Annotated in this window: 30 protein-coding genes; 15 read left to right on the forward strand and 15 right to left on the reverse strand. The window is 63.6% G+C overall.

Going from position 1 to position 26,958, the window contains the following annotated elements; all coding sequences use genetic code 11:
• Positions 1-17: 17 nt before the first annotated feature.
• The 3 genes from LB547_RS07950 to LB547_RS07960 are packed head-to-tail and all read left to right on the forward strand — an operon-like array spanning position 18 to position 2,555.
• Complete coding sequence (locus LB547_RS07950) at positions 18-647, forward strand: DUF1285 domain-containing protein (RefSeq protein WP_140517010.1); 630 nt, start codon at positions 18-20, stop codon at positions 645-647.
• Positions 648-660: 13 nt separating this feature from the next.
• Positions 661-1,293 (forward strand): CoA pyrophosphatase, encoded by a 633-nt coding sequence (locus LB547_RS07955; RefSeq protein WP_140524963.1) that lies wholly within the window; start codon positions 661-663, stop codon positions 1,291-1,293.
• Positions 1,290-2,555, forward strand: a complete 1,266-nt coding sequence (locus LB547_RS07960) for a CCA tRNA nucleotidyltransferase (protein WP_140567097.1) — start codon at positions 1,290-1,292, stop codon at positions 2,553-2,555. Before LB547_RS07955 ends, LB547_RS07960 begins: the two co-directional genes overlap by 4 nt.
• Before the next feature lie 58 nt (positions 2,556-2,613).
• Here LB547_RS07960 and LB547_RS07965 read toward each other — a convergent pair whose 3' ends face one another.
• The 3 genes from LB547_RS07965 to hemF form a co-directional block, all read right to left on the reverse strand.
• Complete coding sequence (locus LB547_RS07965; protein ID WP_140496047.1) at positions 2,614-2,799, reverse strand: DUF1059 domain-containing protein; 186 nt, start codon at positions 2,797-2,799, stop codon at positions 2,614-2,616.
• A gap of 215 nt (positions 2,800-3,014) precedes the next feature.
• Entirely contained in the window at positions 3,015-3,275 is a 261-nt protein-coding gene (locus LB547_RS07970; protein WP_140760152.1) for a DUF1344 domain-containing protein, read from the reverse strand.
• A 309-nt stretch (positions 3,276-3,584) separates the two neighbouring features.
• Positions 3,585-4,499 (reverse strand): oxygen-dependent coproporphyrinogen oxidase, encoded by a 915-nt coding sequence (hemF, locus tag LB547_RS07975; protein ID WP_140524918.1) that lies wholly within the window; start codon positions 4,497-4,499, stop codon positions 3,585-3,587.
• 119 nt (positions 4,500-4,618) lie between these two features.
• Between hemF and LB547_RS07980 the strand changes: the two genes are divergently transcribed.
• Positions 4,619-4,876, forward strand: a complete 258-nt coding sequence (locus tag LB547_RS07980) for a hypothetical protein (protein ID WP_023770299.1) — start codon at positions 4,619-4,621, stop codon at positions 4,874-4,876.
• Positions 4,877-4,945: 69 nt separating this feature from the next.
• Here the strand turns inward: LB547_RS07980 and soxR are convergent, their stop codons facing one another.
• Together soxR and LB547_RS07990 are read right to left on the reverse strand one after the other, a co-directional pair.
• Positions 4,946-5,416, reverse strand: coding sequence for a redox-sensitive transcriptional activator SoxR (soxR, locus tag LB547_RS07985; protein ID WP_140496043.1), 471 nt, complete (start codon positions 5,414-5,416; stop codon positions 4,946-4,948).
• A 150-nt stretch (positions 5,417-5,566) separates the two neighbouring features.
• On the reverse strand, positions 5,567-6,040 hold the full coding sequence (locus tag LB547_RS07990) for a tRNA (cytidine(34)-2'-O)-methyltransferase (RefSeq protein ID WP_140516924.1): 474 nt from the start codon (positions 6,038-6,040) through the stop codon (positions 5,567-5,569).
• A 283-nt stretch (positions 6,041-6,323) separates the two neighbouring features.
• On the opposite strand from LB547_RS07990, the gene LB547_RS07995 reads away from it, so the two are divergent.
• Genes LB547_RS07995 through LB547_RS08015 form a run of 5 tightly spaced genes read left to right on the forward strand, consistent with a single transcriptional unit; the run spans position 6,324 to position 11,458 of the window.
• Positions 6,324-6,845 carry a hypothetical protein gene (locus LB547_RS07995; protein WP_181168391.1) on the forward strand — a complete coding sequence of 174 codons (522 nt, stop codon included), beginning with the start codon at positions 6,324-6,326 and terminating at the stop codon, positions 6,843-6,845.
• 28 nt (positions 6,846-6,873) lie between these two features.
• Positions 6,874-8,775: an ABC transporter ATP-binding protein gene (locus LB547_RS08000; RefSeq protein WP_140524917.1), complete on the forward strand. Its 1,902-nt coding sequence runs from the start codon at positions 6,874-6,876 to the stop codon at positions 8,773-8,775.
• A 13-nt stretch (positions 8,776-8,788) separates the two neighbouring features.
• Positions 8,789-10,672: an ABC transporter ATP-binding protein gene (locus tag LB547_RS08005; protein ID WP_140524916.1), complete on the forward strand. Its 1,884-nt coding sequence runs from the start codon at positions 8,789-8,791 to the stop codon at positions 10,670-10,672.
• Between the two features lie 4 nt (positions 10,673-10,676).
• Positions 10,677-11,144: a GNAT family N-acetyltransferase gene (locus tag LB547_RS08010; RefSeq protein ID WP_140760155.1), complete on the forward strand. Its 468-nt coding sequence runs from the start codon at positions 10,677-10,679 to the stop codon at positions 11,142-11,144.
• Between the two features lie 2 nt (positions 11,145-11,146).
• Complete coding sequence (locus LB547_RS08015) at positions 11,147-11,458, forward strand: DUF6665 family protein (RefSeq protein WP_140524914.1); 312 nt, start codon at positions 11,147-11,149, stop codon at positions 11,456-11,458.
• Here the strand turns inward: LB547_RS08015 and LB547_RS08020 are convergent.
• Both LB547_RS08020 and LB547_RS08025 read right to left on the reverse strand, forming a co-directional pair.
• Complete coding sequence (locus LB547_RS08020; protein WP_140760158.1) at positions 11,439-12,323, reverse strand: alpha/beta fold hydrolase; 885 nt, start codon at positions 12,321-12,323, stop codon at positions 11,439-11,441. The genes LB547_RS08015 and LB547_RS08020 overlap by 20 nt on opposite strands.
• A 146-nt stretch (positions 12,324-12,469) precedes the next feature.
• Positions 12,470-12,814, reverse strand: a complete 345-nt coding sequence (locus LB547_RS08025) for a cupin domain-containing protein (protein ID WP_140686082.1) — start codon at positions 12,812-12,814, stop codon at positions 12,470-12,472.
• Positions 12,815-13,126: 312 nt separating this feature from the next.
• On the opposite strand from LB547_RS08025, the gene petA reads away from it, so the two are divergent.
• The 5 genes from petA to LB547_RS08050 all read left to right on the forward strand — a co-directional run bounded on the left by petA (position 13,127) and on the right by LB547_RS08050 (position 17,974).
• Positions 13,127-13,687: a ubiquinol-cytochrome c reductase iron-sulfur subunit gene (gene petA / locus LB547_RS08030; protein ID WP_140496036.1), complete on the forward strand. Its 561-nt coding sequence runs from the start codon at positions 13,127-13,129 to the stop codon at positions 13,685-13,687.
• Between the two features lie 16 nt (positions 13,688-13,703).
• Complete coding sequence (locus LB547_RS08035; RefSeq protein ID WP_140496035.1) at positions 13,704-15,005, forward strand: cytochrome b; 1,302 nt, start codon at positions 13,704-13,706, stop codon at positions 15,003-15,005.
• Positions 15,006-15,032: 27 nt separating this feature from the next.
• Positions 15,033-15,905, forward strand: coding sequence for a cytochrome c1 (locus LB547_RS08040; protein WP_140524913.1), 873 nt, complete (start codon positions 15,033-15,035; stop codon positions 15,903-15,905).
• A 186-nt stretch (positions 15,906-16,091) separates the two neighbouring features.
• Complete coding sequence (locus LB547_RS08045; RefSeq protein ID WP_140524961.1) at positions 16,092-17,237, forward strand: alpha-hydroxy acid oxidase; 1,146 nt, start codon at positions 16,092-16,094, stop codon at positions 17,235-17,237.
• A 191-nt stretch (positions 17,238-17,428) separates the two neighbouring features.
• On the forward strand, positions 17,429-17,974 hold the full coding sequence (locus LB547_RS08050) for an adenine phosphoribosyltransferase (RefSeq protein ID WP_140496033.1): 546 nt from the start codon (positions 17,429-17,431) through the stop codon (positions 17,972-17,974).
• A gap of 45 nt (positions 17,975-18,019) precedes the next feature.
• Here the strand turns inward: LB547_RS08050 and LB547_RS08055 are convergent, their stop codons facing one another.
• From LB547_RS08055 to LB547_RS08070, 4 genes are all read right to left on the reverse strand, one after another.
• On the reverse strand, positions 18,020-18,481 hold the full coding sequence (locus LB547_RS08055; protein WP_140567081.1) for a MaoC family dehydratase: 462 nt from the start codon (positions 18,479-18,481) through the stop codon (positions 18,020-18,022).
• On the reverse strand, positions 18,478-18,948 hold the full coding sequence (locus LB547_RS08060) for a MaoC family dehydratase (RefSeq protein ID WP_140496031.1): 471 nt from the start codon (positions 18,946-18,948) through the stop codon (positions 18,478-18,480). Before LB547_RS08060 ends, LB547_RS08055 begins: the two co-directional genes overlap by 4 nt.
• Before the next feature lie 122 nt (positions 18,949-19,070).
• A complete protein-coding gene (gene corA / locus LB547_RS08065; protein ID WP_140516906.1) occupies positions 19,071-20,045 on the reverse strand; it encodes a magnesium/cobalt transporter CorA in 975 nt (324 codons plus the stop codon).
• 269 nt (positions 20,046-20,314) lie between these two features.
• Positions 20,315-21,649, reverse strand: coding sequence for a uracil-xanthine permease family protein (locus LB547_RS08070; protein ID WP_140760161.1), 1,335 nt, complete (start codon positions 21,647-21,649; stop codon positions 20,315-20,317).
• A gap of 134 nt (positions 21,650-21,783) precedes the next feature.
• On the opposite strand from LB547_RS08070, the gene guaD reads away from it, so the two are divergent.
• Positions 21,784-23,148, forward strand: coding sequence for a guanine deaminase (gene guaD / locus LB547_RS08075; protein ID WP_140524910.1), 1,365 nt, complete (start codon positions 21,784-21,786; stop codon positions 23,146-23,148).
• 25 nt (positions 23,149-23,173) lie between these two features.
• Here guaD and LB547_RS08080 read toward each other — a convergent pair whose 3' ends face one another.
• The 4 genes from LB547_RS08080 to LB547_RS08095 form a co-directional block, all read right to left on the reverse strand.
• On the reverse strand, positions 23,174-24,079 hold the full coding sequence (locus LB547_RS08080) for a DMT family transporter (protein WP_140524960.1): 906 nt from the start codon (positions 24,077-24,079) through the stop codon (positions 23,174-23,176).
• 143 nt (positions 24,080-24,222) lie between these two features.
• Entirely contained in the window at positions 24,223-25,326 is a 1,104-nt protein-coding gene (gene ychF, locus LB547_RS08085; RefSeq protein ID WP_140524909.1) for a redox-regulated ATPase YchF, read from the reverse strand.
• 95 nt (positions 25,327-25,421) lie between these two features.
• Positions 25,422-26,135, reverse strand: coding sequence for an aminoacyl-tRNA hydrolase (gene pth / locus LB547_RS08090; RefSeq protein ID WP_140556090.1), 714 nt, complete (start codon positions 26,133-26,135; stop codon positions 25,422-25,424).
• A gap of 23 nt (positions 26,136-26,158) precedes the next feature.
• Positions 26,159-26,797 carry a 50S ribosomal protein L25/general stress protein Ctc gene (locus LB547_RS08095; RefSeq protein ID WP_140556088.1) on the reverse strand — a complete coding sequence of 213 codons (639 nt, stop codon included), beginning with the start codon at positions 26,795-26,797 and terminating at the stop codon, positions 26,159-26,161.
• Positions 26,798-26,958 lie beyond the last annotated feature (161 nt).

Below are 26,958 nucleotides of genomic sequence, written 5' to 3' on the forward strand. Positions count from 1 at the left end.
GTGACTATTTCGTGACGATGGCAGAGGGCTCCGAACAAAGACAGCAAAGCCTGGCGGCCGCGACCGAGGCGCGCGGCCTCGAGGCGCTGATCTCGCGTGCGGCCCGCGCCGGCAAGGGGCCGGCCCCGGTGGAGCGCTGGAATCCCGACTTCTGCGGCGATTTGGATATGGAAATCAAGGCTGACGGCACCTGGTTCTATCTCGGCACGCCGATCGGCCGCATGCCGCTGGTACAGCTTTTTTCCTCGGTGCTGCGCAAGGACGCGGACGGCAGGACCTATCTGGTGACGCCGGTGGAAAAGGTCGGCATCCGCGTCGCCGACGCACCCTTCATCGCCGTCGAGATGGATGTCTCGGGCAGCGGCGAGGGCCAGATCATCACGTTCCGCACCAATGTCGGCGACGTCGTCGAGGCCGGACCGGAGCGGCCGCTGCGCTTCGTCGACGAGCACGAGACCGGCGGGCTGAAGCCTTATGTGCTGGTGCGCGGGCGGCTGGAGGCGCTGGTGGCGCGGCCGGTGATGTACGAACTGGTCGAGCATGGCGAGGAGATCGAGATCGGCGGCAGGTTGATGTTTGCCGTTCGTTCGAAAGGCCAGGCCTATCCGATCATGCCGGCCGACAGGCTGAGGCAGCTGAGCGCGTGACGGACAGTTCATGATGGACCAGGTGACGCCGACGCCCTTTTCCATTGCCGATTTGCGCGCGCGCTTTGCCGCGCAGCCGCAGGCGCATGCCGGCGACGACTATGGCGATCATCGCTTCAATCCAGGCCATCCGCGCCTCCACCGGGCGAAACCGCTGCGCGAAGCGGCGGTGCTGATCCCGATCGTCGATCACCAGGACGATGCCACGGTTCTTTTGACCAAGCGGGCCGAGACGCTGCGCAACCATTCCGGGCAGGTGGCCTTTCCCGGCGGGACGATCGATCCGACCGACGCCAGTCCGGAAGCGGCGGCGCTGCGCGAGGCTTTCGAGGAAATCGGCCTTGGCCGGGACCATATCGAGGTCATCGGCCGCATGCCCGATTATGTCGCGGGCAGCGGTTACAGGATCGCGCCGGTGCTGGGCATCGTGCGGCCGCCTTTCCAGTTGACACTCAATGCCGAGGAGGTCGACTTGGCCTTCGAAGTGCCGCTGCGCTTCCTCATGGATCCGGCCAACCACATCAGGGACAGCCGCATTTGGAACGATCTCGAATGGTTCTTCTACGATATGCCCTATGGCGACCGGCGCATCTGGGGCGTCACCGCCGGCATCATCCGCACGCTCTATGAAAGGCTCTATGGGTGAAGGTCTCGATCGCTGACAGGGCCGACTGGCTCGGCGACAAGCATCTGCAGCGCCTGCTTGCCATTCTGGCGAGCGGCGGCGAGGCAGCGCGGGTCGCCGGCGGCGCGGTGCGTAACACGCTGATCGGCCAGCCCGTCGCCGACATCGACATCGCCACCACCTGCCTACCGCAGGAGACAATCCGCCGCGCCGAGGCGGCGAGGTTCAAGACGGTTCCGACCGGCATCGAGCACGGCACGATCACCGTGATTGCCGGCGGCAAGCCTTATGAAATCACCACGCTGCGCGCGGATATCGAGACCGACGGCCGCCGCGCCAAGGTGTCGTTCGGGCGAGACTGGAAGCTTGATGCCGAACGGCGCGACTTCACCATCAATGCGCTCTACGCGGAAGCCGACGGCACGGTCGTCGATCTGGTCGGCGGCGTCGCCGACATAGAGGGGCGCCGGCTGCGCTTCATCGGCGATCCGGAAGCGCGTATCCGCGAGGACTATCTGCGTATCCTGCGCTTTTTCCGCTTCTTCGCCTGGTATGGCGAAGGCCGGCCGGACGCCGAGGGGCTGAAGGCTTGCGCCCGGCTGAAGGGAGGGCTCGTGCAGCTCTCGGCCGAGCGCGTCTGGTCCGAACTCAAGAAACTGTTGTCGGCGGCCGATCCGTCCCGCGCGCTGTTGTGGATGCGGCAGGCGAGCGTTTTGACCAGCGTGCTGCCGGAAAGCGAGAAATGGGGCATCGACGCGATCCACGGCCTGGCCAGAGCCGAGAAGGATCTGGGCTGGACCGCGGACCCGCTGCTCAGGCTGGAGGCGATCGTGCCGCCGGATGCGGCGCGCATGAAGACGCTGGTCGAGCGGCTGAGACTGTCGACGGCGGAAGCAAACCGTTTGCGCGACTGGGCGCTTACGCCGGGGATCGCGCCGAAAACGACCGAAGGCGAACTGGCCAAGACGCTCTACCGCGGCGACCGGCAGGGGGTCGTCGACCGGCTTCGCCTGTCACTCGCAGCGGCACGGGTGCGCGCGGTGGACCAGACCGATGCGCTCATCGAGGCAGGCGGCTTTTCCCGACTTCTCGCCTTCGCATTGAGATGGGAAAGGCCCGTGTTTCCGCTCAAGGGCGCCGATCTGACGGCGATCGGGGGGATGCCCGGGCCAAAACTCGGCGCGATCCTCAGGAATCTCGAAGCGGAATGGGTCGATGCCGGGTTTGGGCCCGATCGCGACGCGCTGCTCAAGCGCGCCGCGCAGGCCCTGAAGGCCGGATAAAGCATCAGTCAACGCAATCCGGGCGGAAATCGCCGCGATTTCCGGAACTTGCTCCAAATCAGGCGGCGTCGCGGACCTTCTCGATGCGCGAGCGGATCGCTTCGATCATCGTTTCGCGGATGATCGTCTCGCCATGCGTCTCGCGCATATGTTCGACGGCACGGCGCATGACCTCGGCTTCCTCTTCGGCGCGCGTGTGCCATTCACAACCTGGAACGAGCGAGCCGCAGTGGAATTCCTTCATGGGATTTCTCCTTTTCCTCCATGGAGTCCGGTCGACCGCCCTGCAAAAGGCGGCAGGGACTCCGCATCTTCTTGGCGCGTTGTCCGACCTTGAGACTGGTTGGACCACGAGCGGGTGAAACCATAACACAGATGGGGTGGCATTGATTGCCGTCAACGACAAAAAGGCGGAGCAGCGCTGCTCCGCCCTCTTACGCCAGCCCTATGGGCAGGTCATCACTTCATGATCTTGACTGCCTCGGCAACCTTATCCTTGCCGCTCATGTCCCATGAAACTCTGACCTTCTCGCCGACCTTCAGGCCAGGATCCTTGAAGGTCCGGGGAAGCGTAAAAGACGATCCATTGTCGAGAACCAGGCTTTTGGACGCCGTATCAAAGGTCTTGATCGTGCCGGTGGTGTGCTTGACGGCGGCGAATGCCACCGAACCGGAAGCAAGAAGGGCAACCGCTGCGGCCGAAACAATGATCTTGCGCATTGCGAAGTACTCCTGGAAAGCGCGGGCACCCTTTTGGCAGAGGTGTCCCGCATCGTCCTGGGCCGTCCGGTTGCGTCGAGTCGCGATCCGCTTCGTTCTGACGCAATTCCGAACGGAGAACCGCTCTGCACTCCTGGAATTGCGCAGGCGAACCGCCGGCGCTTCCCGACCCGTCCCGACAAATAGCCTAGTCTTTTCCGATGCCTATTAGACGAAAAAGAAACTTTGCGACGGCTCCCGCGCCACATTCGGTGCCCATTTCGCAGCGAATGGGACATCAATGCGGCTCACGGCGCGCTCACCATCTTTTTACGGCCAGCGAGCCTCCGGCGGCAGGCTGGAGAGGATCGAGGCGACGTTTCCGCCGGTTTTCAGGCCGAAGATGGTGCCGCGATCGTGAAGCAGGTTGAACTCGACGTAACGGCCGCGACGGATGAGCTGTTCGTCGCGGTCGCCATCGGTCCAGTTCTCGTTAAAATTACCCCGCACCAGATGGCCGTAGACCACGAGAAAAGCGCGCCCGACATCCTGGACGAAGTTGAAATCGGCATTCCAGCCGCCTTTGTCCTCGCCCGAATGCAGCCAGTCGAAAAAGATGCCGCCGGTGCCGCGCGGCTCGTTGCGATGCGGAAGGAAGAAATACTCGTCGCACCAGGCCTTGAATTTCGCATGGTCGGCGATGCCGGCGTTCTTCTCGCAGGCGAACTGCATGGCGCGGTGGAAGGCCATTGTGTCAGGGTCGTCCTGTGTGCGGCGTCGGTCGAGCACCGGGGTGAGGTCGGCGCCGCCGCCGAACCAGTGGCGCGAGGTGACGACCATGCGCGTATTCATGTGCACGGCCGGAACGTTGGGGTTCCAAGGGTGCGCGATCAGCGAAATGCCGGATGCCCAGAAGCGCGGGTCCTCCTCGGCGCCGGGCATCTGCTTCCTGAATTCGGGCGAGAATTCGCCGTAAACCGTCGAGGTGTGGACGCCAACCTTCTCGAAGACTCGGCCGTGCATCATCGACATGGTTCCGCCACCACCCTTGCCGGAATCACGCTCCCACGGCGTCCTTTCGAACCGACCCGGCGACCACGAAGCGAGCGGGCCCTGGAGATCCTGCTCGATCTGCTCGAAGGCACCGCAGATGCGTTCGCGCAATGCCTCGAACCACAGGCGTGCCTTCATTTTCTTTTCTTCGATGTCGGCGGGCAGGCCAGCCGGTATTTCAGGTCGTTCCAAGTGCTGTCTCCGGTTTCGGGGCGGCCGGCCCCTACAAATGACTCGTCTTTTGCCGGCGCGATCCCTAATCTCTTAGGGGAAAGGGTCAAGTCTGATCTGATCGGAGCAAGGAGACCTTCGTGCGCACCCCGGCAAGACCGCCGTTGGATGGCCTGAAGAAAAGGCTCGATCAAAGCCGGGCTGAACGCGCGCGCATGCCGCGCGACGGATTTTTGCGCGAAACCTTCGTCCTGCCGCGTTCAGACGCTCGCCTGAAGGCAAAGGAATGGTTCGAGCGCTTCCCCAAGCAGGCTTACTGGACCGAGATCGAAAGCTGGTTCGAGCGGCCGGGCGATTTGATCGAATTCACCATAAGGCGCCTGCCGGCGGCGGATTAGGATTTCCTCGCCCTGTTTACGGGGACAACCCAATACAGGCGCGGCCCCTTGTATCCGCCTTCACTACGCTCAGGCACCTTCTCTCCGTGAACCGAGAGAAGGAAGAACCAGCCTTCTCGCCCCTGTTCCTTCCCTGGCCAGCCGGTCATCCTTGTTGCGGAGCGGACATTTGTCGATCGACATGCAGCCGCAGCCGATGCAGTCGGTCAGCCCGTCGCGCAATTTCTTCAATTGACCGATCTTGCGGTCGAGCCCGTCGCGCCAGGCGGTCGACAGCAGGCTCCAGTCGTCGCGCGTCGGGGTGCGGCCCTCGGGTAGGGATTGAAGCGCCGTCGCTATCTCGGCCAGCGAAATGCCGACCTCCTGCGCGATCTTGATGATGGCCACGCGCCTTAGCACGTCGCGGCCGTAGCGGCGCTGGTTGCCTGACGTGCGGTGGCTGCGGATCAGGCCGCGAGCTTCGTAGAAATGCAGCGCCGACACCGCGACACCGCTGCGCGCGGCCACTTGGCCAACCGTTAATTCCGCTGCTGGCGCCATCTCGCACTTTTCCGCTTGACCTCAAGTTAAGTTGAGCTTGTAGCGAAGAAGCCATCGACATGCAAACGACAGGAGATGGCGATGTGCGCCTGGGTGAGAATGACGGGCGAGGGCCGTGTCGCGGGCGCCGGCGGGACCGTGGCCGCCGCTTCAGCGGATGGCATTCTGGCCCAGTTGTCGCGTGGCTTCGCCGGCCACCATGGCGGCGGAGAGCGCCACATTGATGCTGCGCGCGCCGGCCTGCATCGGGATCGTCAGCCGCGCGTCCGCCGCCTGATGGACCGGATCCGGCACGCCTGCGGATTCACGGCCGAACAAAAGGATATCGCCAGTGGCGAAGTTGAAGCTGGTGTATGGGGTCGCGGCCTTGGTCGACAGCAGCACCAGCCGGCGCGCGCGGGCCTTGCGCCACTCCTCGAAGGCGTGCCAGTCGACATGCCGGGTCAGGGCAGCCATTTCGAGGTAATCCATGCCGGCGCGCCTGAGCGCTTTATCGGAGAGCGGAAAGCCGGTCGGTTCGATGATGTCGACGCCGATCCCGAGGCAGGCGGCGAAGCGCAGGATTGTGCCGGTGTTGCCGGCGATGTCAGGCTGGTACAGGGCGATGCGGAGACGGTCGTTCATTTCCGCATCCTTCTATTAAGTGGCAAATCGGCCACAGCGGCTTCGCGGTTTTGGAAATTGCTGGACCTGCGGGTGGCCATTTTCTGCGAAGTCGGGTATACAGCGTACATTGTCAACCCGAACCGAAGGAGGGGTAATTCATGATGACCATGCACATCCAGCACCCTCTCCGTGGGCTTACATGCCCGCTGGCGGTTTCGGTACGACGGTTCTCCTGATCTCTTAGACGCTTCCGCACCGATTTCCGCCGAAACCATTCCCTGGTCTTCGAAGGAATCCTGCGATGTTTTTCAAGCTGCCGAAGGGGCCGATGGCCCCGCCCCAACGCGTCTCGACTGATCAGCCGCCGATCCCGCGGCAGGACGTCGAACACCCTTTTTATCTCTATTTTCACACGGAGGACGGACCGATGTTCGATCCCTACAGAATACCGGGCTCGAGGAGCCTGCATATCCACCGGCTGCCGACCTGGGCGCTGCTGATCGGCGAAACGTATTCGTCGGCGGTCCACGCCGAGGTTCGCCGGCGTCCGCATCGCGGCATGCTGCCCGATGTCGATTTCTCGCGCGCGGTTCCCGACCCGAGCCGGCCCTCGTTGGTGCGCCGTATCATCCGGGCGATCCGGCCGGGCGCGAAGATCCGCCTTGTCGACACCGCACCGTCAGGATCAACAAAAGAGCCTGTCGGCGAAAAGCCCGCGAACCCCTATATAGCGCGAAGCAAGGCCGACGGTCCGGATGATTCCGGACCGTCGGCCCTCGGCGCCATGCGGTCCGAGGACTTCGTACGTTCACGCGCCGCGTGAGCGGAAACAGATTTCATGAGCATGACCTATGTTGTTGTTTAGCTGGTTTGAAAAAAGGCTCGATCCGTTCCCGGGCGCGGAGCCGGTCGAGCCGCCCAAGACGCTGGTTGCCTTCTGCCTGCATTACACGCGCGGCGCATGGCCCTATATCCTGGTCGATGCGGTGCTGGTGGCGGCAATCGCCATCGCGGAAGTGTGGATGTTCGGCTTCCTCGGCCGCATCGTCGACTGGCTTTCGGCGCAGAACCGCGAAACCTTCCTGCAGACGGAGGGCTGGAAGCTCGCCAGCATGGCCTTCATCGTGCTGTTCGCGCTGCCTGGCACGGTATGGCTGCATTCGCTGCTCAACCAGCAGACGCTGATGGGCAACTATCCCATGCGTATCCGCTGGCAGGTGCATCGCTATCTGCTCAAGCAGTCGATGAGCTTCTACCAGGACGAATTCGCCGGCCGCATCGCCACCAAGCTGATGCAGACGGCGCTCGCCGTGCGCGAATGCGTGATCAAGGTGATCGACGTCCTGAACTACGTCATCGTCTATTTCCTCGGCATGCTGCTCATCGTCGGCTCGGCCGACTGGCGGCTGGCCGCACCGCTCGGCGTGTGGATGGTCGGCTACATCCTTCTGCTGCGCTATTTCATTCCTCGGCTGGGCAAGGTCGGCGAGGAACAGGCCAATGCGCGCTCGGTCATGACCGGCCGCGTTGTCGACAGCTACTCCAACATCCAGACGGTCAAGCTGTTCAGCCATGCCCGCCGCGAGGCCTCCTTCGCCAAGGAGGGCATGATGGGCTTCCTCGACACGGTCTACCGGTCGATGCGGCTGGTGACGGTGCTGTTCGGCTCGCTCTACATCCTGAATGCGCTTCTCCTGTTCTCGGTTACCGCCATCTCGTTGTGGCTGTGGCTGGGCCAGGCGGTGACGATCGGCGCGGTCGCCGTGGTCATCGGCCTGGTTCTGCGGATGTGGGGCATGTCGCAGTGGATCATGTGGGAAATGTCGGGCCTGTTCGAGAATATCGGCACGGTGCAGGACGGCATCGCCTCGATTTCGCTGCCGCGCCTTGTCGAGGACAGGCCCGGTGCGAAGGAGATCACGGTCTCCAAAGGCGAGATACGCTTCGAGGACATCCGCTTCCACTATGGCAAGCAGAAGGGCGTCATCGAGAACCTGTCGCTGGCGGTGAAGCCGGGCGAGAAGGTTGGCATTGTCGGCCGCTCCGGCGCCGGCAAGTCGACGCTGGTCAATCTTCTGCTGCGGTTCTACGACCTCGAAGCCGGCCGTATCCTGATCGACGGCCAGGAGATCGCAGCGGTGAAACAGGATTCACTGCGCGCCCAGATCGGCATGGTCACGCAGGACACCTCGTTGCTGCATCGTTCGGTGCGCGAAAACATCCTCTATGGCCGGCCCGACGCCAGCGACGACATGCTTGTCGAGGCTGCGCGGCGCGCCGAGGCGCTGGACTTCATCGCCGGGCTTTCGGACCATAGCGGCCGCAAGGGATTCGATGCCTATGTCGGCGACCGCGGCGTCAAACTGTCCGGCGGCCAGCGGCAACGCATCGCCATCGCTCGCGTTATGTTGAAGGACGCGCCCATACTTATCCTTGACGAGGCGACGTCGGCGCTGGATTCCGAGGCGGAAGCGGCCATCCAGGAGAACCTCTACAAGCTCATGCAAGGCAAGACCGTCATCGCCATCGCCCACCGGCTGTCGACCATCGCGGCGATGGACAGGCTTGTGGTGATGGACCAGGGCCGCGTCATCGAGGAAGGTTCGCACGAGGAATTGGTGGCCAAGGGCGGGCTCTACGCGCAGCTCTGGCAGCGCCAGTCGGGCGGTTTCCTGCTGGATGACGGCCCGATCGGTGTCGCAAGCGACGTTGTTGCCAATGACGTTGGCGCAAAGGGACAAGCCGCTGAATGATGGCCGCCGCCGCATGATGACAGCCGTCTATCGCTGGTTCGAGAACTGGGTCTATCCGTTCAGGGAGCCCACGAATCTTCGGCCGCCGTCCGGCGTCGCCGGTTTTCTCTGGCACTATGTCGGCCAGGCCAAGTTCGCCTTCTTCGCCATGCTGGTCATCGGCGGCATCGCGCCGCTGGTCGAGGCCGGGCTGTTCTACTTTGTCGGGCGGCTGGTCGACATCCTTGACCAGCTTCCCGGCGAACGCAGCTGGCATGCGCTGTGGACGGCCGCCGGGCCGGAACTTGTGTTCATGATCGTCGTGGTGCTGGTCGTCCGCACCATCGTCGTCGGCCTGTCGGCCCTGGTCGACGAGCAGACGATCACGCCTGGCTTCTACAATCTGGTGCGTTGGCAGGCGCACCGGCACGTGTCGCGCCAGTCCTACTCCTTCTTCCAGAACGATTTCGCCGGCCGCATCGCGACAAAAGTCTGGCAGGCTGGGCAAGCGACCGGCGACCTGATGGAAAGCTTCATCGAGGTCGTCTGGTTCATGATCGTCTATACGGTGACGACGCTGGCGCTGGTCGCGGGGCTCGATATCAGGCTCGCAGTGCTGGTGGTGATCTGGATCGCGGCCTTCGCCTGGCTGGCCAGGCTCTATCTGCCGGCAATCCGCAAACATGCCGAGGCGACCGCCGAGGCGGGGTCGATGATCACCGGCCGCATCGTCGATTCCTACTCCAACGTACAGACGCTGAAACTGTTCTCCGCCGATGGCGACGACCGCTACATCAGGAGCGGCTTCGACATCTATCTCGACGCGTTGCGCCCGTTCACGCGCCGGCTGACCGGCGTGCGCATGGCGCTGACGACGCTGTCGGGCATCATGATCACGGCGATCGGCTGCTTTGCCGTCTATCTCTGGGTCGAGGGCTCGATTACCGTCGGCGCGGTCGCCTTCACGCTATCGCTGGTGCTGCGGCTCAACATGCTGCTTGGCCGGCTGATGATGCAGCTCAACAGCATCCTGCGCAATCTCGGCGTGCTGGAGAATTCCAAGGCGCTGATCTCGCAGCCGCTCGGTTTGGTCGACGCACCCGACGCCCGGGAACTGGTCGTGGCCGGCGGGCGCATCGAGGTGAAGAATGTCGAGTTCCACTACGGCAAGGGGTTCGGCGTGCTCAACGGCATCGATCTCGTGGTGCGGCCGGGCGAGAAGGTCGGGCTGGTCGGGCCGTCCGGCGCCGGCAAGACCACGCTCGCCAACCTTATCCTGCGGCTGTACGAACTCGAAGGCGGAAAGATCGCCATCGACGGCCAGGATGTCTCGCAGGTGACGCAAAATTCGCTGCGCGCCAATATCGGCGTCGTCAGTCAGGACACAGCGCTTTTCCACCGTTCGCTGCGCGACAATATCAAACTCGGCATGCCCGACGCCACCGACGCGCAGGTGATCGCGGCGGCCAGGAAAGCCGAGGCGCATGATTTCATCCTGACCTTGCGCGACAATCGCGACCGACAGGGCTACGAGGCCTATGTCGGCGAGCGCGGCGTCAAACTGTCGGGCGGCCAGCGCCAGCGCGTGGCGATCGCGCGTGTCTTCCTCAAGGATGCGCCGATCCTGATCCTGGACGAGGCGACCTCGGCACTCGATTCCGACATCGAGGCGGCGATCCAGGAAAACCTGACGCGGCTGATGGAAGGCAAGACGGTCATAGCCATCGCCCACCGGCTGTCGACCATCGCCGCGCTTGACCGCCTCGTCGTGCTCGACGGCGGCCGCATTGTCGAACAAGGCACGCATGACGAACTGGTGGCGCTCGACGGGCTCTACGCGCGGCTGTGGAAGCGTCAGTCCGGCGGCTTCCTCTATCACGAGGAAAGCGTGCTGGAAGAGACGCGGCCGGCGGAGTAGCGGCATGGGCGCGACCGACGAGATCGGCTATCTGCTGAAACGGCTGCGGCCGACGACACCGGCCTTCGATACGCTGATGGAAGAGAGCCGGCGGGAGGGCTACTGGATGCTGGTGCGGCTTCGCGACGGCTGGGCAAGCGGCCGCAACAAGTTCCTGAAAAGAGGCGAGGCACTGTTCGGAGCCTGGCACGGCGGAGAACTCGCCGGCATGTGCGGGCTGAACATCGATCCTTATTTCGAGGGCAGGGACCATGGCCGGGTCCGGCATTTGTTCGTTGGCGCGCGCCATCGGCGCACGGGCCTTGGCCGGATGCTGGGCGAGACCGTTGTCGACAGGGCTCGTCACCATTTCGCGGTGCTCAACACCCGTGCGCCGCAGGACGCCTTCGGCTTCTATGAGCGGCTTGGCTTCGCGCCGGTGGCGGGCGAAGAATTCGTCACGCACCGGATGATTTTCGCGAAAGGAGGTTGAAAATGTCCTTGCGCCCGCCGTCCCGTCTGACCAGTGCCTCGGCCGCCGAAGCCGCCTTCGACGCGCTCGGCCATGAAGTCCTTGCCGAGAAGGCGGCGGCGCTCGGCCGCGCCGGACAGCGCGTCGAAGAAACGCTGGCCCGGCTGCGCAACAATGGCGACGAGCAGTTGCGTCCCAGGCTGCTCAAGGAGGCGGCGGTGGCGGTGCATGGCTATTTCATTCAGCGCGAACTGTGCGGCCTTCGAAAGCACGATGCCGTCATCCGCGAATACAACATCCCGACGGCGGTGCTGGTCAGGCTCGGCGCCATGTAGGGTTGGCGCTTGCCGCGCCGATCTCCCTGTGGAATCTCGCCAGGCGGCTGGCGAGCGCTTCGGGGTTCTCATCGGCGACGAAGTGCCCGCTGTCGGCAATGATGTCGCCCTCGACATTCGACAGCCCGGCGGCCCTAAGGCCCTCGACATAGTCGCCGATGTCGCCGGACTCGGCCGAGCCCCTGAGATACAGCACCGGAATCGCTGTTGGCGTCGCGGGCCGTGCAGCATTGGCTTTGGCATCTTCGGGGAAGGCGCGATACCAATCGAAACCGGCCTGGAGGCTTTCAGGCCGGGAATAGGCTCTCGCATAGATTTCCCTGGCCTGCGCCGGGATCGATGTCCGATCCTTCGAAAGCACATTGAAGAAGAAGTCGAAATAGGTGCTTTGGTGGCCGCTCACCAGCGTTTCCGGCAGCGCCGGGACGGCATGGAAGGCAAAGTGCCAGATCCGCGGATTGCGAATGACCTCTTCCCATGGCGCGACACCCGGAACAGCGACATCCATGATCGCCGCGCCGGAAAGGATCTCGGGATAGTCGCGCAGCAGGGCGAACACGATCTGGCCGCCGACATCATGACCGGCCGCCAAGAGGTGCCGCAGCCCGCAGGCCTCGGCAACGCCTCTCATCAGCCTCGCCAGAGTTCTCTTGTCGCCGGCCTCAGGCATGCCTTGCGAGCCGCCGATGCAGGGCAGGTCAGGTGCGACGACACGGTACTCGGCAGCCAGCCGGCCGATCACCCCTTCGAACGCATAGGAGCTTTGCGGCCAGCCGTGCAGCAGCAGGAATGCAGGCGCTTCAGCCGGGCCCGCCTCGCGGATCGCTATGCTAAGCCCTTCGATTTCGATGTTCGAGGTTTGCATGTCCTGACCCTGCCGGCTGCCTATGCCATAGATCTAGGCGGCGATCGGAAGACCGACAGGGCTGGATTGTTTGACCCGTTTGCGGACGGAAACCGTTTCATACTTTTCCAGGAATTGCGCTTTTCCAGGAATCACCTGGTCCTGGATCACTCCAGCCACTGGGTAATGAAAGTGCCGTTCTCGTGGATGTCGGTCGTCTCCAGCGGGCCGGGGCCGAGATTGGTGAATTTGTGCGGCGTGCCGGGCGGCACGATGACGATCTGGCCGGCGGAGGCCTCGATCTCCTCATCGCCGACCGTGAACAGGCCGATGCCCTGGCGGATGATGAAGATCTCGGCGTAGGGATGGGAATGCAGGCGCGGTCCGCCGCCGGTCTCCGGCAGGTAGTTGAAGATCAGGCAGGAGTTGGAACCGTAGGGGGCACATTGCAACTCGCCCTTCCAGCGGTCGGGGCGAACAGCCCATTCCTCGCGGTCTATGACATGCGCCATGGGGGCAGGATAGGCCCCCCGGAGCCAGGTGTCGAGGCGAGGCTGGCCCCCGGATTCGCTACTGTTTCCCGGCTGTTTGGCGGTGTTTCACGGTCATCCGCCGCCTTGTCGCGCGGTGCCGGATTTCGTCCCCGCGACAATCTGCCCTTGTGCCTTCACCCGTCTGGACAAAAACGGGCTTCACGCATAAACCGAAGTCCAAATGCCGGAGGAATTCGCTAGCCTGTTCGCCATGCGCTGTCGGGTTGGCGTGAATGAGCGGGGAACAAGGCTCGCCCACCGGCACGGAAGAGGCGAAAGGATCAGGCACCCGTGAGCGCAACCGACACCCAGGATCCCAACCGTCGAGATTTTCTCTACGTCGCCACCGGCATGGCCGCCGTGGTCGGCGCGGGCGCCGTCGCGTGGCCGTTCATCGACCAGATGCGCCCCGATGCCTCGACGCTGGCGCTCGCCTCGGTCGAGGTCGACGTCTCCTCGCTGACGCCGGGCATGTCGCTGATCGTCAAGTGGCGCGGCAAGCCGGTGGTGGTGCGCAACCGCACCGAAAAGGAGATGAAGGACGGCGAGGCCGTCAATCTCGCCGATCTCAAGGATCCGATCGCCCGCAACGCCAACCTGCCGGCCGACGCGCCGGCGACCGACGCCAACCGCACCACGCCCGGCAAGGAAGCCTGGATGGTGATGGTTCAGGTCTGCACGCATCTGGGCTGCATTCCGCTGGGCCAGGAAGGCGATTTCGGCGGCTGGTTCTGCCCTTGCCACGGTTCGCAATACGACACCGCCGGCCGCATCCGCAAAGGCCCGGCGCCCGAGAACATGGCTGTGCCGGTATTCAAGTTCATTTCCGATACCAAGATCCTTATCGGTTGAGGCAGGGGATATTTCGATGAGCGAGGGACACTCGACCTATACGCCCAAGACCGGTATCGAGCGCTGGTTCGATGCGCGCATGCCTCTGCCGCGGCTGATCTATGACAGCTTCGTGGCCTATCCGGTGCCGCGCAACCTCAACTATGCCTGGACCTTCGGCGGCATCCTGTCGATCATGCTGGTGGCGCAGATCCTGACCGGCATCGTGCTGGCCATGCACTACACGTCCGACACCAATCTGGCTTTCGATTCGGTCGAAAAGATCATGCGCGACGTGAATTCCGGCTGGCTGCTGCGCTACATGCATGCCAACGGCGCGTCGTTCTTCTTCGTCGCGGTCTACATCCATATCTTCCGCGGCCTCTATTACGGCTCCTACAAGGCGCCGCGCGAGCTGCTGTGGATCCTCGGCTGCATCATCTACCTCCTGATGATGGCGACCGGCTTCATGGGCTACGTGCTGCCGTGGGGCCAGATGAGTTTCTGGGGCGCCACCGTCATCACCGGCTTCTTCAGCGCCATTCCACTGGTCGGCGACTGGATCCAGCAGCTTTTGCTCGGCGGTTTCGCGGTCGACAATCCGACCCTCAATCGCTTCTTCGCGCTGCATTACCTGCTGCCGTTCATGATCGCCGGCGTGGTCGTGCTGCACATCTGGGCGCTGCATGTCGTGGGCCAGTCGAACCCGACCGGCATCGAGGTGAAGTCGAAGACCGACACCGTCGCCTTCACCCCTTACGCGACCATCAAGGACGCGTTCGGCATGATCGTGTTCCTGTTCTTCTTCGCCTATTTCGTCTTCTACCTGCCGAACTATCTCGGCCACCCCGACAACTACACGGTCGCCAACCCGCTGAAGACGCCGGCCCACATCGTTCCGGAATGGTACTTCCTGCCGTTCTACGCGATCCTGCGCGCCATTACCTTCAACATCGGGCCGATCAACTCCAAGCTCGGCGGCGTGCTGTGCATGTTCGGCGCCATCGCCATGCTGTTCCTGGTGCCGTGGCTAGACACCTCCAAGGTGCGCTCGGCGGTCTACCGGCCCTGGTACAAGCTGTTCTTCTGGCTGTTCGTGGCCGATGCCATCCTGCTTGGCTGGCTGGGCTCGCAGCCGGCGGAAGGCAGCTACGTGTTCATGGCGCAGATGGCGACGCTGTTCTACTTCGCCTTCTTCCTGATCATCATGCCGGTGCTCGGCCTGATCGAGACGCCACGCAGGCTGCCGAACTCGATCACCGAGGCGGTGCTCGAGAAGAACAAGGGCGGCAGCGGGCATCCGGCGGGCGCCACGGCCGCACCTGAGACCAAGGGCTGAGCGGTAGAGAATCTAAGGGGATTTGGCATGAAAAAGATTCTCACCTCGCTTGCGCTGATCGGCCTTGTGGCCGCCGGCCTTGGGGCTACGGGCACCTGGGCGACCGCGGCCGAAGAGGCGCATAACGCGGCGGCGCCGACGCATTTCCCGATCAACGAACCGAAGGAAATGGACTGGAGCTTCACCGGCCCGTTCGGCACCTATGACAAGGCGCAGCTGCAGCGCGGCCTCAAGGTCTACAAGGAAGTCTGCTCGGCCTGCCATTCGATGAACCTGGTGGCATTCCGCACGCTTTCGGACCTCGGCTATTCCGACGCACAGATCAAGACGCTGGCGGCCGAGTACACCATCCATGACGGCCCCAACGACGCCGGCGACATGTTCGACCGTCCCGGCAAGCCGTCGGACCATTTCCCGGCGCCGTTCGCCAATGAGGAAGCCGCGGCAGCCTCGAATGGCGGCGCAGCCCCGCCCGACATGTCGCTGCTGGCCAAGGCGCGGGGCGTGGAGCGCGGCTTTCCGCAGTTCGTCTTCGACATCTTCACCCAGTATGATGCCGGCGGCCCTGACTACATCCACTCGCTGCTGACCGGCTACGACCAGACGCCTCCGGCTGGAATGGTCATCCCGGAAGGCACGCACTACAATCCGTACTTCATGTCCGGCGTGTCGCTGAAGATGCCCAAGCCGCTTTCCGACGGCCAGGTGACTTATGACGACGGCGCGCCGCAGACCGTCGACCAGTACTCCCGCGACGTCGCCGCTTTCCTGGCGTGGGCGGCTGAGCCGCATATGGAAGCCCGCAAGAAAACCGGCTTCCGGGTGCTGGTGTTCCTGCTCCTGTTCGGCGCACTGGTCTACATGACCAAGCGCAAGGTTTGGGAAGCAGTCGCGCACTAAGCCGCGCGGCCGGAGATTGAAGAAAGGGCGCCCGCGAAGCGCCCTTTTTGCTTGCCGAAGAGGCTGGCGCGTGAGGTGATCGCTTTGTTGTCGAACAAGCCGGTTGGCAGCGCGGCAGGCGATTGCTATTCGACGCCCCGACGGCGGCGAAAGCTTTGCCGCCTATAGGGCGTTTGGGGTTCCATGATGCGGCTCAGCGACTGCCACAACTTCTCCGATTTCCGCCGCATGGCGCAGCGGCGGCTGCCGGGGCCGATCTTCAACTACATCGACGGCGCGGCGGACGACGAGATCACCTATCGCCGCAACACCGAGAGCTTCGAAACCTGCGATCTCGTTCCCAACGTGCTGCGCGGGGTGAACGAGATCGACATGTCGGTGACCGTCATGGGCCAGAAGCTGGCGATGCCGTTCTACTGTTCGCCGACCGCTCTCCAGCGGCTGTTCCACCATCAGGGCGAACGGGCGGTCGCCAGGGCCGCTGCAAAATACGGCACCATGTTCGGAGTTTCCTCGCTCGGCACGGTCAGCCTCGAGGAAGTCCGAAAAATCAGCAGCGGCCCGCAGGTCTATCAGTTCTACTTCCATCGCGATCGCGGCCTCAACCGGGCGATGATGCAGCGGGCACGGGAGATCGGCGTCGAAGTGATGATGCTGACCGTCGACAGCATCACCGGGGGAAACCGCGAGCGCGACAAGCGCACCGGTTTTGCGATTCCCTTCAAGCTCAACCTGGCGGGAATGGCGCAGTTCGCGATGAAGCCTGCCTGGGCGATCAACTATTTCACGCATGAGGCGTTCAAGCTGCCGCAGCTGGACGAGCATATCGACATGGGCGGCGGCACGATGTCGATCAGCCGCTACTTCACCGAAATGCTCGATCCGTCGATGACGTGGGACGACGTCGCCGAGATGGTGAGGCTTTGGCCGGGACCGTTCTGCCTCAAGGGCGTCATGTCGGTGGAGGATGCCAGACGCGCCGTCGAGATCGGCTGCAAGGGCATCGTGCTGTCGAACCATGGCGGCCGGCAACTGGACGGTTCGCGCGCGGCTTTCGACCAGCTCGCCGAGATCGTCGATGCGGTCGGCGACCAGATCGACGTCCTCATGGATGGCGGCGTGCAGCGCGGCACGCATGTGCTAAAGGCGCTGTCGCTCGGCGCCAAGGCCGTCGGCGTCGGACGCTACTATCTGTTTCCGCTGGCGGCGGCGGGCCAGCCTGGCGTCGAACGCGCACTCGAACAGATGCGCATCGAGATCGAACGCGGCATGAAGCTGATGGGGTGCAGCTCGATCGAACAGTTGACCCGCCAGAATTTGCGTTTTCGGTGATGGCCATTGCTTCGATGCGAAAGATCGCAGCGCCGGCAGAGGCAAGCCTTTGGACGTATATGCTCCTTTCGCCGGATGCGCTTGTCTCGGCCGCCACATCGCGCTAGCCGTTGTCGGTCGCGCCGGGTTAGGATTTGGCGCTGCGCCATTTCACGCCTTTCCGCCGAAACTGGACCACCCGGAGCCGCCTCATGAAACCTTCGCTCGAAGACACGCTGCTGGCGGCCATCCGCACCATTCCGGACTATCCCAAGCCCGGCATATTGTTCCGCGACATCACCACGCTGCTTGGCAACGCGCGCGCTTTCCGCCGCGCCATCGATGAGCTGGTGCATCCCTATGCCGGCGAGAAGATCGACAAGATCGCCGGCATCGAAGCGCGCGGCTTCATCCTCGGCGGCGCCGTCGCCCATCAGCTCTCCGCCGGTTTCGTACCGATCCGCAAGAAAGGCAAGCTGCCTTATGAGACAGTGCGCGTCGCCTACAGCCTGGAATACGGGCTGGACGAGATGGAGATGCACAAGGACGGCGTGTCGCCGGGCGAGAAAGTGATCCTGGTCGACGATCTGATCGCCACCGGCGGCACGGCGGAGGCGGCGGTGAATCTCCTGCGCCAGATCGGCGCCGATATCCTTGCCGCCTGCTTCGTCATCGACCTGCCGGATCTCGGCGGCCGCGCCAAGCTGGAAGCGCTCGGCGTGCCAGTGCGGACGCTGATCGGGTTCGAGGGGCATTGAGAGAGCAGTTCTTCCTTCTCTCCCTGGGAGAAGGAAGAGGCGCCATTACTCCACCTTGACCAGCACGGCGCTTTCGAACTCCAGTACCTTGTCGCCGGTCGAATCGAAGGCTTCCGAGCGCAAGGTCAGCACCCGCCAGCCCGGACGTGAGGCGATCGGGCGGTGGGAAAGGGCGGTGCGGGTGAAGGTCACGGTCTGCCCGGCATAGACCGGCTTCAGCCATTTCAGGTTCTTGAAGCCGGGCGAGGGGCCAAATTCGGGCGTCGGGCCAGGGCCGCTCCACTCGGCGTCCATGCGGGTTTCGAGGTTGAGTTTCATCCAGGTGGCGGCGGTATGCCAGCCGGACGCACACAGCCCGCCCAGCACGCTCTTCTTCGCGGCATCCTCATCGACGTGGAAGACCTGGGGGTCGTATTTGCGGGCGAAGGCCTTGATCGCCTCGGCTTCGAACGTATGAGAGCCCAGCGTGACGGTGGTGCCGACGCGGAAGAATTCGTCGAGCATCATGCAAGGCTCCCCGCGGCATTGCGCGTGAGGAACATGACGGAATTCTCGAGCTCGAAGACGCTTTCGCCGCGTTGGTTGACCAGCTCGCTGCGCATGGTCACGAAGCCGAGCTGCGGCTTCGATTTCGAAGGACGCTTGGCCAGGACGACGAGGCTGCCCTTGAGCGTGTCGCCGGCCAGCACCGGCTTCTTCCATTTGACCTGATCGACGCCGGGCGCGCCCTGGCAGGTCGAGTCCAGCAGGAAGGCATCGCATAGCATGCGCATGAACATGGCGCAGGTATGCCAGCCCGAGGCCGAGAGGCCGCCCAGGATGCTTGCCTTGCCGGCCTCCTCGTCGAGATGCATCGGCTGGGCATCGAATTCGCTGGCGAACTCGATGATCTCGGCCGCGCTCACCTGTTTGGTGCCGAGGTCGAACGAGGCTCCTTCGACGAAGTCCTCATAGGCCCATGTCTTTCCAGTCATGGCGTGGAATCCGGTTGCCGAACGCGCGATCCACATGGATCGGCAACCCGGATGCAGGCCGGACGGCGTTTGGTCAAGCCCTTTCTGGTGAGCCAGCCGCGGGCGCCCGGCCGGCCGTTGCGTCATAACCAGCCGCGGCGGCGGAAATACCAGAAGGGCAGGATCGCCGACAGAACCATCATGGCGATCGCGAACGGATAGCCGAGCTCCCATTTGAGCTCGGGGATAACGTCGAAATTCATGCCGTAGATCGAGGCGACCAGCGTTGGCGGCAGGAAGATGACGGCGGCGACCGAGAAGATCTTGATGATGGCGTTCTGCTCGATCGAGATCATGCCGAGCGTGGCGTCGAGCAGGAAGGAGATCTTCTGCGACAGGAAGGTGGCGTGGTCGGCAAGAGAAAGCACGTCGCGCGACAAGGTCTTGATGCGGGCGCGGACGTCCTTGCTCATCTTGGCCTGGGTCGCGACATGGGCGAGGAAGCCGGCCAGCCGCTGCAAGGAGATCAGGCTGTCGCGCACGGAGGAAGCGATGTCCTCCTTGCGGCCGATGCCCTTCAAGAGTTCCTGGAAATCACGGTTGCGCTTCGACACCTTGGTCGATCGCGCCTCGAAAATGTCGCGCGAGATCGCTTCGACGTCGCGGCCGGCGCGCTCGAGGATGTCGGCGAGCCGGTCGACGATCGCTTCTAGCAGGCCGATCAGGATGGTGTCGCCGCTGGTGCAGCCAGTCGCCACCTTCTCGGCGCGCAAAGGGAAGGTCTTGAACGCTTTCGGTTCGTGATAGCGCACGGTGACCAGCCTATTGCCGGCGAGCGCGAAGGTGACCGGCGAGATCAGGGGATCGTCGACGTCGGTCTGGGCGGGCAAGGTGGCGGTCATGAAGTAGGCGCCGTCCTCGATATAGAGGCGGCTGGAAATCTCGATCTCCTCCATCTCCTCGCGGGTCGGAATGGCGATGCCGAGCCAATTCTCGATTGTAGCCTCTTCGTCCTTGGTCGGATTGAAGAGATCGGCCCAGACGACCTTGTCGCCATTGGCCAGGAGATCGTCCGTGAGACGCAGGCGATCATTGTCCACGACGAAAGCCTTGATCATCGCCAGATCTCCTTGCCGGAAAGCGCGTTCGGATTGCTGCGTCGTATCGGATCGCACTAGCCTTCGTGCGCCGAGCCTGTGCCCGCCGCTTAGACTTGCGGCATGACAAAATCAAGACAAGCCGGACTTGGGGCCGACACCAGGGGCGCTCAGAAAAATTCGTCGAGCAGCCGGCAGCATGAAAGCTTCGACGGGTCGGGTCATCGACCGCGCTTCGGGCTTATCGAGGAGAGCAGGCCGGACCCGCGGGGGCCGGCCTGCGAATGCCCCTATCGGGCGCTCGGCAGGATCTGGTGCAGCACGATGGCCCAGACGGCGCCAAAGGCGATGGACGAGCCCAGAATGTACTGCACGATATCGGGAAGCGTCTTGACGAAATCCGGCGGCGCAAGCGTAGCAAACAGGGCCATCAGGATCGGCAGGCCGACGACCAGCATGTTCCTTTCCGTCAGCGGCGTGCCGCGCACGACGCGGAACCCGTTCATGGCGATGACGACGCAGAGCACGCCGAACACGCCGCCGATGACCGGGCCCGGGATCGAGGCGATCACCGCCGACAGTTTGCCGATCAGTCCGAACAGGATCAGGAAGATGCCTGCCGCGGCGAAGGCGGCGCGGCTGGCGATACCGGTGATGGCGATGATGCCGGCATTCGACGAATAGCCGGTGACCGGCGTGCTGCAAAGCAGTGCGCTGACCAGGCAGCCGAGGCCTTCGCCGGTGGCGCCCCTGTCGAGCTGTTCGTTCGACAGGGGCTTGTCGATGACGGCGCCGACCGCGAACCAGGTGCCGGTGGTTTCGGCGAGGACCACGATATAGACGATGAGCATCGTGAGCGTCGCCGAGAGCGAGAACGTCACGTCAAGATTGAGGAAGGCGATGCGCGGCATCGAAAACCAGGTCGCCTCGGAGACCGCTCCCATGTTGAGTTGGCTCATGGAGGCGGCGGCCACGCAGCCGGCCACAAGTGCGATGATTACGGAGAGCAGGCGCAGCCAGGCGCCCTTTGCGCCGAGTGCCATGCCGGTCAGCATGCAGCCGACGAGCACCGCCGCCGCAACAAAGGCAAGGATGATATTGCCGCCGACGGTGGCCGTGCCGTGGACCGCGAACACGCTTTCGCGGAGTGCGACCGGCATCAGCGCGATGCCGACGACGATGATGATGGCGCCGCCGACGATGGGCGGAACAAAGCGGTCCACCAAGCGATGGAAGATTCCCGTGGGCGAACCGAGCAGCATGACCAGTATGGCGCCGGGAATGAGCGCTCCGATCACCGCGGAAAGACCGGCAATGCCGCCGCCGGCGCCGAAGGCGATAGCCAGCACCGCGCCGATCGGCACAAAAGACGGCCCCTGCACCACCGGCAGGCGCATCAGAAGCTGCGACTGGATCAGGGTGGCGATGCCCGCCGCGACGAAGGCCGACTGGATGAAGGCGCCGGCATCGCCCGCGCTGAAGGCCAGGACCGATGCGATGATGAACGGCACGATGTAAACATCCATCGCCAGCACGTGCTGGAGGCCGAGCAGGGCGGCCTTGCCCAGTGGCACCGGATCGTCCGGCTGAGCAATCAAAGTGATTTCCGGTGCAGTGCGTTCCATGATGTCCCCTCTGGAATTTCCCGGCCGATCATGGGATCAGTCGGCGCCAAAGGACAGCGGCGCAAAGGTTTGCCAACTGTTTTCTTGCGCGCATGCAATAACGGCCACACGCGCCAGCGCAACCGGAGCGATCCATGACAAGAGAGGCCTTCACGCTGCTTGGCACCGCCTTCCACACGCCGGAGCGCGGCCGGCTGGAGGTGCTGGAGGACCATCTGTTCAGCATCGATGCACAGGGACGGATCGCGGAGATTCTCGCACCCGGCCATCCCGAATACGCGGCGAGGAAGACCGATGCCCGCCAGGCGGGCAGCCTAGTGGAGCTCGGCGAAGGCCAGTTCCTGCTGCCCGGCCTGATCGACCTGCACATCCACGCGCCGCAATGGCCCCAAATGGGCAAGGCACTGGACGTGCCGCTCGAGGTCTGGCTGCAAAAATATACGTTTCCGCTCGAGGCGCGCTATGCCGACACCGGCTACGCCCGCGAGGTCTATGCCGACCTGATCGACAATCTTCTCGCCAACGGCACCACCACGGCGCTCTATTTTGCCACCGTCCATGTCGAGGCCAGCTTGGCGCTTGCCGAGATATGCCTCGAAAAGGGCCAGCGCGCTTTGGTCGGCAAGGTGGCGATGGACGATCCCGAGCAGTGCCCGTGTTTCTATCGCGATGCCGACGCGGCAAGCGCCATTTCCGACACCAGACGCTTCATCGAGGCGGTCAGATCCTTGGATACCGGCGAAAGACCGCTGGTCCGGCCGGTGATCACGCCGCGCTTCATCCCAAGCTGCACGGATGCGGCGCTGCAAGGCCTGGGCGAACTCGCAACGGAATTTAGCTGCCACGTGCAGACACATTGCTCGGAGAGCGATTGGGCAAGGCAATTCGTCGAGACGCGCTTTGGCTGCACCGACGCGGCGAGCCTCGACGGTTTCGGCCTGCTGACGCGCCACACCATCCTGGCGCATTCGAACTTCATCGACGGGCGGGATATGGACCTCATCAAGGGGAAGGGGGCTGGGGTTGCGCATTGCCCGCTGTCCAACTTCTATTTCGCCAATGCGGTGTTTCCGCTGCGCGACGCGCTTGACCGGCACATGCATGTCGGGCTCGGGACGGACATTTCCGGCGGCTACAGCCCGTCGCTCTTCGACGGCTGCCGGCATGCGCTGTCAGCCTCGAGGACCCTGCAGAGCGGCGTCCATGCCGGCATGGACGCAGCGCAGCGCGGCGCGCCCGGCGCGCCGATCACGCATCAGGAGGCGTTCTGGCTGGCCACCGCCGGCGGTGCCGAAGCGCTCGACCTGCCGACGGGCAGCTTTCGCGTCGGCCATGAATTCGACGCGCTGCTGATCGACACGACGGCGAAGGCCTCGAACATCCACATCATCCCGGCGGACGACACGCTCGACGATGTCTTCCAGAAGATCGTGCTCAACGCGGCACGCGCCAACATCGCCACGGTGTGGGTGAGCGGAAGGACGGTGGCCGGGCAGTAGCCACGTCGCAGTCGCAGATCTGGCCCTATGCGCGCGATGGTTCCTCGGTAAGAGATTGTTTTTGCACCTTCAGCAACATGTCCTTGGCAGCGATCACCGCGCCGACCGTGATCAGGACGCAAGCGAGCGCAACAGACCAGTGAAAGATACCGAATCCGGCCAGCAGCAGCACGATCACCGAGAACAGCGGCGCGGCATAGGAAAGCGCGCCCAGGATCATGATGTCTCCATGCTTGCAGCCATAGTCCCATGCGTAGAAGCCGGCGCCGAGCGGTATCACGCCTAGAATGACGATAGCGCTCCATTGCGTCATTGTCTGCGGCCAGACAGTGATCTCGAGCGCGAGATGGAGAGTGAAGGCGACGGCCGCGGTGATCAGGCAGTACACCGCCACCACATCGGTCGGCACCTGGCCGAAACGGCGCGACAGGACGGAATAACCGGACCAGACGAAGGCGCAGAACAGGGCAATGACGTGGCCCGGCTTCACGCCGTCAGCAAGGCCCACGCTGCCGCCTTTGGTGATGACGACGATGGCACCCGCCAGGCCGAGCATCACACCGGCTATGTGGTGAGACCTCAGCCGCTCTCCCGGCAGGAAAGCGGCGAAGACGACGATCAGCAATGGCCAGAGATAAGCAATCAGGCTCACCTCGACCGGCGGGGCGGACTGGATGGCGAAAAAGTACGCGCAGTGATAGATGCACAGCCCTGCCGTGCCGATTGCCCAGACCTGCCATGGCTGCCGCAGCGACTTGAGCGCCGACGGGCGGACAATCCAGCTGGCCGCCCCGACTGAGCCTCCCAGCAGAAACGTCATTGCCGCCAATTGAAAGGGCGGGATCGGCCCCGCGGCGGTCGAAAGCAGCGCGAGGAACGACCAGGTCAGAATGGCCGAGAAACCGATCAGGGTCGGGATGGTCCTTTTCATATGGTCCCCTTCCGCGTTCACTGAGCCAATAGCGGAAAGGCCTAGCGAGGGCAGCCCGTGCACGGCCTTACCCTGTCGGGAATGCGACCCGGCCTGGTCTGTTCACACTCTGGCCTGTGGTCCCTGCGGAGATGACCGAAGGATCACGTATTAAACTTGAACAGCATGATGTCGCCGTCCTGGACGACATACTCCTTGCCTTCGTCGCGCGCCTTGCCGGCTTCCTTGGCCGCTACTTCGCCGCCCAGCGTGACGAAATCATTGTAGGCGATGGTCTGGGCGCGGATGAAGCCGCGCTCGAAATCGGTGTGGATGACGCCGGCGGCCTGCGGCGCCTTGGCGCCCTTGTGCACAGTCCAGGCGCGCGTCTCCTTCGGCCCGACGGTGAAATAGGTGATGAGCTGCAACAATTCGTAGCCGGCGCGGATCACCTTGTTCAGGCCGGGCTCGTCGAGGCCGAGCGAGGACAGGAATTCCATCTCTTCCTCGTCGGAGAGCTGCGCAACCTCGGCTTCGATCGCGGCCGAAATAACGACGGTGCGTGCGCCCTGCGCGGCGGCCATCTGCTCCACGGCCCTGGTGTGCTCGTTGCCGGTGGCCGCGTCAGCCTCGGCGACGTTGCAGACGTAGAGCACGGGATGTGAGGTCAGAAGGTTCAAGCCTTGCAGAATGCGCAGGTCTTCCGCCGAGATGCCGTCGAGCAGGATGCGGGTCGGCTTGCCTGCCTGCAGAAGCTCAAGCGCTGCCTCCATCATCGGCAGCACGGTCAAGGCTTCCTTGTCCTTGCCGGACGCGCGCTTGCGGAATTGCGCGATGCGGCGTTCGAGGCTCTCGAGGTCGGCGAGCATCAGTTCGGTCTCGACCGTCTCGGCGTCGGCGACCGGGTCGATGCGGCCCTCGACATGGGTGATGTCGTCATCCTCGAAGCAGCGCAGCACATGCACGATGGCATCGACCTCGCGGATGTTGGCGAGGAACTGGTTGCCCAGGCCTTCGCCCTTCGAGGCGCCGCGCACCAGGCCGGCGATGTCGACAAAGGAGATGCGGGTTGGGATGATCTCCTTCGACTTGCCGATCGCGGCGATCTTCTGCAGACGCGGATCGGGCACCGCCACCTCGCCGGTGTTCGGTTCGATGGTGCAGAACGGGTAGTTGGCGGCCTGCGCGGCGGCCGTCCTCGTCAGCGCGTTGAAAAGCGTCGACTTGCCGACATTGGGCAAGCCAACGATGCCGCATTTGAAACCCATTTTGTCCGGTCCTATCGGGAATTTGAGATTTGGTGAGGGCTATGGGCGATAGGGGTGATGAACGTCAAGCCCTGTAACGCCGTATGGACCCGAGCTCAGTCCTTGTTGCCGAACAGCTTCTTCAGCATGGCGGCCATCGGGCCGCTCTCCGGCAGCTTGGCGGGCGCCTGTTGCGGCCGTGCCTGTCGGATGTGGCTTTGCTGCTTGGGCGCCGGCTTTTCCGGTTCCACGCCGGCGTTGCCCTGAACGGCGAGGGCGGCCTTGTTCATGAAGCCGGATTCGTCGCCCTTGACGATCATCGCCGCGTTGTCGGCGACCGCGTCGAGCAGCGGGTCCAGCCAGTCGCGGTCGGTCTTGCCGAAATCGCCGAGTACATGATGCTGCACCATCTCCTTGACGCCGGGATGGCCGATACCGATGCGCACACGCCGATACGCGTTGCCGACATGGCCGTCGATCGAGCGGATGCCGTTGTGGCCGCCGGCGCCGCCGCCGGTCTTGATGCGCAGCTTACCTTCGGCAAGGTCGATCTCGTCGTAGAAGACGGTCAGCGCCCCGGGGCCGAGCTTGTAGAAGCGCAGCGCTTCACCGACCGACTGGCCGGACAGGTTCATGAAGGTCTGCGGCTTGATCAGGATGATCTTTTCACCGCCGAGCGTGCCCTCGGCGATCGATCCCTGGAATTTCTTAGACCAGGGCGAAAAGGAGTGGCGGCGGGCGATCGCGTCCACCGCCATGAAGCCGACATTGTGCCGGTTGGCGGCATATTTCGCGCCCGGATTGCCGAGGCCTGCAAAGACAAGCGGCATCGTCAGCTCCGGGCGTGAAAAAGTTACTTCTCTTCGGCGGCGGGAGCCGCCTCAGGTACAGCCTCGACCGTCTCTTCCGTCTCCGGCTTCATCGCCGACGAACCGGCGACGGTCGCGATGGTGAAGTCGCGGTCGGAGATGACGGGCTTGACGCCGGCCGGCAGCTTGACCGACGAGATATGGATCGAATCGCCGATGTCGGCGCCGGTGAGATCGACGGTAATGAATTCCGGGATCGCATTGGCCGGGCAGTGGAACTCGACCTCGTGACGCACGATGTTGAGCACGCCGCCGCGCTTGATGCCGGGCGACTTGTCCTCGTTGATGAAGTGGACAGGCACGTCGACATTGACCTCGGTGTCCTTGCCGATGCGCAGGAAGTCGACGTGGACAGGGAAATCCTTGACCGGGTCGAGCTGGAAGTCCTTCGGCAGGACCTGGATCTTCTTGCCGTCGACATCGATCGTGGCGATCGTGGTCAGGAACCCGCCGCCGTGGATCTTGTAGTAGATGTCCTTGTAGGTGAGAGCGATCGCCAGGGGAGGCTGCTTGTCACCGTAAATTACTGCAGGCACTTTACCGTTGCGGCGAACTGCACGGGCGGACCCCTTACCGACCTGTTCGCGCGCTTCGGCCTTGAGCTCGTAAGTATCGTGGCTCATGGCACTTCCTTTCGCGTTGTTCTGGAGCGTTTGCGGTTGGCAATCGGCCTTGACCGTAAACGTCGAAAGCCGCCGGGTGAGGCGGCCTTCCGCCGCGTTGCCTCCAAGGGTGTCTACGCGGGTGGCGGCTCTATAGCGGAAGGCGGCCGGAGGTGCAAGCC

It is taken from the genome of Mesorhizobium sp. B264B1B (assembly GCF_020165765.1).
GTDB lineage: Bacteria > Pseudomonadota > Alphaproteobacteria > Rhizobiales > Rhizobiaceae > Mesorhizobium.